General features: G+C 70.7%; 6 protein-coding genes and 1 pseudogene. 2 read left to right on the top strand and 5 right to left on the bottom strand.

Annotation, left to right across the window (positions count from 1 at the left end; all coding sequences use genetic code 11):
- From D7X55_RS33920 to D7X55_RS33910, 3 genes are all read right to left on the bottom strand, one after another.
- Positions 1-302, bottom strand: a 302-nt coding sequence (locus D7X55_RS33920; protein ID WP_147470313.1) for a hypothetical protein, incomplete at its 3' end; no start/stop codon positions are given.
- Positions 303-316: 14 nt separating this feature from the next.
- On the bottom strand, positions 317-712 hold the full coding sequence (locus D7X55_RS33915; protein ID WP_120546242.1) for a hypothetical protein: 396 nt from the start codon (positions 710-712) through the stop codon (positions 317-319).
- An 85-nt stretch (positions 713-797) separates the two neighbouring features.
- Positions 798-1,778 (bottom strand): ChaN family lipoprotein, encoded by a 981-nt coding sequence (locus D7X55_RS33910; RefSeq protein WP_121725219.1) that lies wholly within the window; start codon positions 1,776-1,778, stop codon positions 798-800.
- 339 nt (positions 1,779-2,117) lie between these two features.
- On the opposite strand from D7X55_RS33910, the pseudogene D7X55_RS33905 reads away from it, so the two are divergent.
- Both D7X55_RS33905 and D7X55_RS45680 read left to right on the top strand, forming a co-directional pair.
- Positions 2,118-3,164: pseudogene (locus tag D7X55_RS33905) on the top strand (ATP-binding protein); the annotation flags it as partial.
- A gap of 67 nt (positions 3,165-3,231) precedes the next feature.
- Positions 3,232-3,621: a sensor histidine kinase KdpD gene (locus D7X55_RS45680; protein ID WP_306437759.1), complete on the top strand. Its 390-nt coding sequence runs from the start codon at positions 3,232-3,234 to the stop codon at positions 3,619-3,621.
- A gap of 8 nt (positions 3,622-3,629) precedes the next feature.
- Here D7X55_RS45680 and D7X55_RS33900 read toward each other — a convergent pair whose 3' ends face one another.
- Together D7X55_RS33900 and D7X55_RS33895 are read right to left on the bottom strand one after the other, a co-directional pair.
- Positions 3,630-4,136: a hypothetical protein gene (locus D7X55_RS33900; RefSeq protein WP_120546240.1), complete on the bottom strand. Its 507-nt coding sequence runs from the start codon at positions 4,134-4,136 to the stop codon at positions 3,630-3,632.
- A gap of 89 nt (positions 4,137-4,225) precedes the next feature.
- Positions 4,226-6,223, bottom strand: a complete 1,998-nt coding sequence (locus D7X55_RS33895) for a YgiQ family radical SAM protein (protein WP_121725218.1) — start codon at positions 6,221-6,223, stop codon at positions 4,226-4,228.
- Between the last annotated feature and the right edge of the window lies 1 nt (position 6,224).

Raw genomic sequence — 6,224 nt, 5'->3', positions numbered from 1 at the left:
GGCTTCTCCTCGGGAGGTGAGGAGGAGATCTCGTCCCGGGTGGCTTGAAGTTCTTCCCGCATCATCCTGCGCAGGTCGTCCCGGAGTGCCGCCACGTCCAGCCCCGCCACTGCGGGCGGAGCGGGACGCGACGTGGCTTCCAGGGCCTGTCTGAGCGCGCGAAGCTCGCCCTCCAGCCGCTCCAGCTGTCTGGGTGTCTCATCGGTGGTGGCCGGTGGAGGCGCCCACCGGGACAGGCCGAAGCCCGCTCCGGCGGCCGCCAGCAGCATGGCCAGCTGAAAGGCCCTGGATGCCATGGTCATGACACGGCCTCCCGCTACGGCTGCTTGGGCGGGTTCACGGAGGTGGCGATGACCTGGACGTTGTTACAGCTGCCCGCGCCGTCGTGGTAGACCATGATGGCGGAGTCCGAGGTGATGGAGTGCGCCGCCTCGAGGATCTTCGGGTCGCTGCTGCTGCACATGGCCGAATTCCCGCTCGCGTCCCTCACGAAGAACATGACCGAGTTGTTGCCAATCACCCGGCCCTCGAAGGTGATCTGGATGAACTGCATGTTGTCCGCGGTGTTGCGGATGGCTCCAATGTCTCCACCAAAAGCATTCACGGAGGTGTGGATGACGACGGGAAAGCCTTGCTTGAAGCCTGCCCAGGCGTTGCCGCCGACCGCGAGCATCGCCAGGCCCAACCCAATGGCTGCCTTCTTCATGAACATGGTGTGTCTCCAGGCTGTTGTGACAGGGGACGGCACCGCGCATTTCGCGGTGCCGCCCAATCCCGTACCAACACGGTCTGACACGCTATGGCTTCTTGTTCCGCGCCCGCAGCGCCTTGCACGGGTCGTCCTCCGGCATGGCCGGCGTGAACCACACGTAGTCGTAGGGCAGGGCGGTGGCGCCCACGGCGGCCGCGTAGTCCTGGGGCTCGAGCGCGTCCGGTGACACCTCCAGCAGCGCCACGCTCAACACGCTGACGTCCTTCACGCGGCGCTCCAGGTGCGCGGGGACGCCCCGGTCCTCGCGGACGTGGCCGTTGCCGGTGATGAGCACCGCGCCGTCCGCCGTGACGGTCTCCAGCAGCCGGTCCGCCATCATCGCGTCGCGCGCCCGCTGGGCCAGCGCCATGGGCTCCAGCATCTCCTGGGGCAGCTGTCCGCAGTGCGAACGGTCCAGCTCCTCGCGCACGGCCTTCGCCTCGGCTTCCGGCACGGGCGCCTCCAGGCCCAGGCGCGAGCGCAGGTCCGAGGGCAGTGCTTCAGGCCCCTTCATCACCAGCTCGCGCACCCGCGCGCGGGGCAGGTTGGCCGCGACGATGGGCAGGTGCGCCTGGAGGCCCGCGCTGAACACGGGCGCGTAGAGGCTGAAGTCCGGCCAGCCGCTGCCCGCCCAGTCCACCGCCTTCGCCAGCCCCTGCGCGTCCTCCGGATGGGCCTTCAGCGCCGCGTCCACCGCGGGCTGCTGCGTGACGTCCAGCATCTCGAAGGCGAGCGCGGGACGCTGGCCCCCGTGTGTCCTCGCGCGCACCAGCTCCGCCTGGAGCCGGTGATGGTCCGGGTGGTCATGCCGTTCGCCCAGGAGCACGAAGCGCGCGGGCACCACCGCCGCGCGCAGGGCGCTCTCGTCCACGAAGCGTCCGGCCGCCACGTCCCAGATGCGTCCGGCCAGCGGGTGGTCCCGGTACAGCGTCGTGGCCCACTCGCGCGCCGGAGGAGGGGAGGGCTGCTGCCGGCTGGCGCAGCCCGAGGACAGCGCGAGGACGAGGATGAAAGGGATTCGCGTCATCCCGTCATCTCACCCAGACCGCGTCCGCTTTGCCTGCTTCAAAGCGCCAGGGCCCTTGTTCCCCGACAGAAGCCGTCCGCCCCCATGGAGAAGCGGCGGGCAGGTTCACGGTCCCCCCGGGAAGAGCCCTGCTCGGTAGGCGACGTCCGGCGTTGAAGTGGGGAGAACGGCTCGCTACGTCCACCCCAGGTCTTTTCTTCCACGCGTCCCGCACCTTCCGAGCCTGCCCTGAGCCGTCCGCCCCACGAACAGAACCCTCCGGAGCCGGCGGCGCTGGACCGCGCCAAGACAGCCTTCTTCAGCAACGTGAGCCACGAGTTCCGCACGCCCCTGACGCTGATGCTCGGGCCCGTGGAGGACGCGCTGGCGGACACGGTGGAGCCGCTGGGGCCGCTCCAGTCCGAGCGGCTGTCCCTCGTTCAACGCAACGCCAGCCGGCTGCTCAAGCTGGTCAACACCCTGCTCGACTTCACGTGCACGGAGGCCGGACGCGTGCGCGCGGCCTTCCAGCCCACGGACCTGTCCGCCTTCACCGCGGAGCTGGTGAGCCACTTCGAGTCCATCGCGAGGCGCGCGCAGCTCACCCTCACGACCGACCTGGCGCCCCTGCCGGAGCCCGTCTGGGTGGACCGGGAGATGTGGGAGAAGGTTGTCTTCAACCTGCTCTCCAACGCGATGAAGTTCACGTTCGAGGGCGGCGTCCACGTGCGGCTGCGCATCGACGACGGGCAGGCGCGGCTGACGGTCCGCGACACCGGCAGCGGCATCCCGGAGGCGGAGCTGCCGCGCATCTTCGACCGCTTCCACCGCGTGGAGAACGCCCGCTCCCGCAGCCACGAGGGCAGCGGCATTGGCCTGAGCCTGGTGCAGGAGCTGGCGAAGCTGCACGGCGGCACCGTGGGCGTGACGAGCACGCTGGGGCAGGGGACGACGTTCTGTGTCTCGGTGCCCCTGGGCCACGGCCACCTGCCGCGCGAGCAGCGGGTCTCCCAGGGCTCGGGGCCCGCGCACACCCGTCCGCGAGGCGCGTCCGCGTACGTCGAGGAGATCCGCGGCTGGCTGGGCACGTCCCCGGAGGAGGGCGCGCGAGCGCGGGAAGGCACGAAGGCCGCGCCGCTGTTGCCTCCCATGTCCGCCAGGGTGCTGGTGGTGGACGACAACGCGGACCTGCGCACGTACATCACGGGGCTCCTGGCCGCGTCCGTGACGGTGGAGACGGCGGAGGACGGCTACGCGGCGCTCCAGTCCATCCGCGCGCGTCCACCCGACCTGGTGTTGAGCGACGTGATGATGCCGCGCCTGGGCGGCTTCGGGCTCTTGCGCGAGCTGCGCGCGGATCCGCGGCTGAGGGCCATTCCCTTCGTCCTCCTGTCGGCGCGCGCGGGCGAGGAGGCCTCGGTGGAGGGGCTGGAGGCGGGCGCGGATGACTACCTGGTGAAGCCCTCTGGCCACGGTGGTGGAGACGCTGCTGGACGTGTCCCAGCTGGCCTCGGGGCCGGTGAGCCTGAACGTGGAGGACGTGGACCTCTCCGCGCTGGTGACGGAGGAGGTGGCGCAGCTGCGGGAGGAGGTGTCCCGCGAGGGCAGCGAGGTGCTCCTGCGCATCGCCGGTCCGGTGCGGGGCCGGTTCGACCGGGCGCGCCTGGCGCAGGTGGTGCAGGGGCGCTTGTCCAACGCGCTGAAGTACGGGCCCGGCAAGCCGGTGGAGGTGCACGTGGAGCAGGTGGGCCCGTGCGCGCGCCTGACGGTGGAGGCCCACGGCGGCAGCGTCGGTGTGTCCGAGACGCCAGGGGGCGGCGCCACCTTCACGGTGTCACTGCCCCTGGCGGGCCCGAAGGCCTGAACGGCGCGTTACTTGGAGTCCACCACCAGCACCATCCACCGGTCGGTGGCGTGGTCGATGCGCACGTTGGCGGCACCGGCCTCCTGGAGCTGCTGCACCACGCGCTCCAGGAACTGGAGCTGATCCGCGGGCGCGTCCACGAACACGTTGCGCGAACCCGGGCCCTTCGCCTTCGGCTTCTTCTGCGCCGGGGCCGTGCCCGCGTGCAGCTCCGGAGCCGCCGCGGCCTTCAGCAGCGTCCCCGCGTCCTCCGCCGTCACTTCCGCGCGCTCGTCCTGCACGTCCACGTCCTGCTCCTCTTCCTTGGGGGCGGCGGCCGGAGCGGCGGGCTGCGAGGCCAGCTCCTTCTTCGCCTGGTCGCGCAGCTCGTTGAACGTGCGCAGGTTGATGGTCGCGCCGAAGCGGTCCTTGAAGCTCTCCAGGGCGTCCTGACGGCTCAGGTCCGGCTGGTTGCGAAAGAGGTCGAGCAGGAACGCGTGACGCTCCTGCGACTGCTCCTGGGAAGTCCTGGGCATGGCTGTGTGGCTCCGGCGGTGTGGCCGCTTGAAGAAAACGCGGCGCACCTATACCCGAGCCTCCCCCCGGAACGAAAGCCAGGGGCCCGCTACCGCCCGCGAGGCCCCGGACGCGACGTGCGGCCCCCACCCCGGGGCCCGGACGGACGCGGCTGCGCGGGACGCGGCCACGCGTTCGTCGCCAGGCCCTCGTCCGCGTTCGCACCTTCCGAGGCACGGCGCAGACGCGCGGCCTCCGCGGCGGACTCCGGCGGCACCAGCGCCTTGGGGCCCCGGCCGATCAGGTCCTCGCGCCCGGCCAGCTTCAGCGCCTCGCGCGCCAGCGGCCAGTGCTCCGGGTTCCAGTAGAGGAGCAGCGCCTTCTGCAGCCGCTTCTCGCGCAGGCCCTTCGCCGTGTACACGGGCTCCATCTTCAGCGGATCCAGGCCCGTGTAATACATGGCCGTGGCCACCGACATGGGCGTGGGGATGAAGTCCTGCACCTGGCGGGGGCGCTTGCCCTTCTCCTTCAGCCACTGCGCCAGCATCACCATGTCCTCCAGCGTGGAGCCGGGGTGGCCGCTGATGAAGTAGGCGATGTCGTACTGCTCCTTGCCCGCGTCCTCGCTGGCGCACGCGAACATGTGCTGGAAGCGCTCGAAGCTCTCGATGCCGGGCTTCTTCATCTTCTCCAGCACGCGCGGCGACACGTGCTCCGGCGCCACGGACAGCTGGCCGCCCACGTGGTGCGCCGCCAGCTCCTTCACGTACTCCGGCGAGCGCTCCGCCAGGTCGTACCGCACGCCGCTCGCGATGAAGACGTGCTTCACGCCCGGCTCCTCGCGCACCTGCTTCATCAGCGAGATGAGCGGCCCGTGGTCCGTCTGGAGGTTCTCGCACACGCCCGGGTGCACGCAGGACAGCTTGCGGCAGCGGCTCTCGATGTCCTCGCTCTTGCACTTGAGCTTGTACATGTTCGCCGTGGGCCCACCCAGGTCCGTAATCGTCCCCCGGAAGTCCCCCATGCGCCGCACCTCGCGCACCTCGCGCAGCACGCTCTGCGCGGACCGGCTCTGGATGACGCGGCCCTCGTGCTCCGTGATGGAGCAGAAGGTGCAGCCGCCAAAGCACCCGCGCATCAGCACCACCGAGTGCTTCACCGTCTCGTACGCGGGGATGGACTCCTTGTACATGGGGTGCGGCACGCGGTTGAACTTCAGGTCGTACAGCTCATCCATGGCCACCGTGGCCGTGTCCCCGGGCTTCTGTCCGGCGCCGTCCTCCAGCGGCCGGGCGGGCGGGTTCATGTAGATGGCGCGGTTGCCGTGGCGCTGCGCGATGGCGCGCGCGTTGCCGGGGTTGGTCTCCATCTGGAAGTCCCGGCTCATCACCGCGAAGGCGCGCGTGTCCGCGACCACGTCCTCGTAGGAGGGCAGCACCACCACCTTGCCGTGGTCCGCCGCGCGCTTCGCCGGGTCCGCCTCCAGGGCCTTCATGGCCGCGTCGTTGATGAGGTGCGCGGTGCCCCGGATGTCCTTCAGGTCCTCGATGCGCTCGCCCTTGTTGAGCCGGTCGGCGATCTCCCAGATGGGCCGCTCGCCCATGCCGAACACGAGCAGGTCCGCCTTGGCGTCGAAGAGGATGGAGCGGCGCACCTTCTCGCTCCAGTAGTCGAAGTGCGCGATGCGCCGGAGGCTGGCCTCGATGCCGCCCAGCACGATGGGCACGTCCGGGAAGGCCTCGCGGCAGCGCTGCGCGTACACGATGGACGCCCGGTCCGGCCGGCAGTTGGTGCGCCCGCCCGGGCTGTACTGGTCCTCCGAGCGGTTCTTCTTCTGGGCCGTCAGCCGGTTGAGCATCGAGTCCAGGTTGCCCGCCGCCACCCCGAAGAAGAGCCGCGGCGCCCCCAGCGCCTTGAAGGGCTCCGCCGAGTGCCAGTCCGGCTGGGGGATGAGCCCCACCTTGAACCCCCGCCCCTCCAGGAAGCGCGCGATGAGCACCGGCCCGAAGGCCGGGTGGTCCACGTAGGCGTCGCCGCTCACGATGATGATGTCGCACTGCTCCCAGCCCCGGGCCTGCATGTCGGCGCGGGTGACGGGGAGGAACAGG

This window comes from Corallococcus sp. AB049A (genome assembly GCF_003668885.1).
GTDB classification, from domain to species: Bacteria; Myxococcota; Myxococcia; order Myxococcales; family Myxococcaceae; genus Corallococcus; species Corallococcus interemptor.
This window is presented reverse-complemented; position numbering and strand designations above follow the sequence as displayed.